This is a genomic window from Burkholderia sp. (assembly GCF_018375725.1).
Lineage (GTDB): Bacteria > Pseudomonadota > Gammaproteobacteria > Burkholderiales > Burkholderiaceae > Burkholderia.
Window position 1 is genome coordinate 1 of the sequence record NZ_JAHACR010000473.1, and the last position, 2,026, is coordinate 2,026.

The following is a 2,026-nucleotide window of genomic DNA, read 5'->3' on the forward strand; positions in this document are numbered from 1 at the left end:
TGCCGCAGCCCGAGCTGCCGAGCAGCGCGAACAGCTCGCCCTTGCGCACCGTCAGGTTGACGCTGCGCACCGCTTCGGTCTCGCCGAATTTCTTGACGACGTCGATGATCTGGACAAAGTTCTCGGCGCGCGGATCGGCGCCGGACGAGGGAACGAAGGACGGCACGCCTGCAACCGGCGCGCTCGACTGGCTATTCATGATGTGCTGCTTCTCTCCTGCGTTTGACGAACAAAGCCCCCGGGGATACCAGGGGCTTCATGACTGCTTGCGGTGCCTCGATGCGCATCAGCGTCCCGACTTCAACTCCGTCCAGAGACGCGTCTGCAGACGCTGGATTTCCGGCGGCAGCGGCTTGAGCAGGAACAGCGTCTTGACGACATCGGCCGGCGGGTAGACGGCCGGGTCGTTCGCGACGTCCGGCTTCACGTACTTGCGCGCTTCCGCGTTCGCGCTCGGGTAGTAGACCGCGTTGGTGATCGCCGCGTGGACCTTCGGATCCTCGATGTAGTTGATCCACTGATGCGCGGCTTCCTTGTCCTTCGCATCCTTCGGGATCGCCATCACGTCGAACCAGACCGGCGCGCCGCCCTTCGGAATGTAGTACTCGACCTTGTACGGCTTCTTCGCCTCGATCGTGCGGTGCTTCGCGATCACGACGTCGCCCGACCAGCCGAATGCGAAGCAGACGTCACCGCCGACGAGATCGTTGATGTAGCCCGACGAGTTGAACTGCGTGATGTACGGACGGATTTTCTTCAGCACCTGCATCGCGGCCTGATAGTCGGCCGGATTCGTGCTCATCGGATCCTTGCCGATGTAATGCAGCGTCGCCGCGAACATCTGGTCGGGCGCGTCGAGCACCGATACGCCGCACGTCTTCAGCTTCGAGATGTTTTCCGGCTTGAACAGGATGTCCCAGCTGTCGAGCGGCGCCTTGCCGAGGAGCTGCTGGGCCTTGTTGACGTTGTACCCGAGGCCCGTCGTGCCGTATGCCCAGGGCACCGTGAACTTGTTGCCCGGATCGGCGCCGGCGACGAGCGCCATCAGTTGCGGATCGAGATACTTCAGGTTCGGCAGCTTCGACTTGTCGAGCGGCGCGAAGATGCCGGCCGAGATCTGCTTGCCCGCGTAGTTGCTGGTCGGCACGACGATGTCGTAGCCGGAGCTGCCGGTCAGGAGTTTTGCCTGCAGCGTGTCGTCGCTGTCGTAGTTGTCGTAGCGGACCTTGACGCCCGTCTGCTTCTCGAAGTTCGGGATCGTGTCCTTCGCAATGTAGTCCGACCAGTTGTAGACATTGAGCTGCGTATCCTTCGCCGCTGCCGCCGATGCGCCCACGCACAGCGCAAGCGCTGCGAACCGGCCTGCCACCTTTGCTTTCATCCCGTCCTCCCTCAGTCCGGACCCGCGTCCGGCTGTCGTCTGCCTCGCCATTGCGGTGCGCGAATCACGCGCCGCCCCTTGAAAACCCCGAACGCTATCATCATTCGCGATCCGTCACAAAAAAAACATGCCGGTGTCGCGCAAACGGAACAGAATCGTGTTGCAACCGGCTCGGCCGGCGTGCGCGCCGCGAATGATTCCCGCGAATATGACCGGATCGGCCGCCTGCTGTCCAGCCGGAAAAAATGTGCCGCGTGCGGCCGTTTGCCGGCATCCGGCGGATGCGCCGGCCGATACATTAAAATGGCGCCTTGCCGTTTCACTCTGCCCGACCTTCCCGATGGCCTCCAATCTTCACGACCTGCCCGACAGCCCGTGCATCGGTGTCTGCTCGACCCTCTTCGACGAAGTCTGCAAGGGCTGCGGCCGCACGGCCGGCGAAGTCTCGAACTGGGTCTTCATGAGCGAAGACGAAAAACGCGCGGTGTGGGAGCGCATCACGCGCGAAGGCACCGCGATGCGGTTCCGGCACGACAAGGCATGACCGCGGCGCGCACATAAAAAAAGGTTCTCCACGGACGCCCGTGAAGAACCTCGAAAAGAGCGGCATGCCCACCGACATGCCGCCAACCCCAACACTGTCCG

The 2,026-nt window shown here is 62.8% G+C and carries 2 protein-coding genes and 1 pseudogene; 1 reads left to right on the plus strand and 2 read right to left on the minus strand.

The window, feature by feature from the left end:
* Together KH616_RS24525 and KH616_RS24530 are read right to left on the minus strand one after the other, a co-directional pair.
* Positions 1-199: pseudogene (locus KH616_RS24525) on the minus strand (polyamine ABC transporter ATP-binding protein); the annotation flags it as partial.
* An 87-nt stretch (positions 200-286) separates the two neighbouring features.
* Positions 287-1,381 (minus strand): polyamine ABC transporter substrate-binding protein, encoded by a 1,095-nt coding sequence (locus KH616_RS24530; RefSeq protein ID WP_292253844.1) that lies wholly within the window; start codon positions 1,379-1,381, stop codon positions 287-289.
* Positions 1,382-1,721: 340 nt separating this feature from the next.
* Between KH616_RS24530 and KH616_RS24535 the strand changes: the two genes are divergently transcribed.
* Positions 1,722-1,925: a DUF1289 domain-containing protein gene (locus KH616_RS24535; RefSeq protein ID WP_292253847.1), complete on the plus strand. Its 204-nt coding sequence runs from the start codon at positions 1,722-1,724 to the stop codon at positions 1,923-1,925.
* Positions 1,926-2,026: the final 101 nt, after the last annotated feature.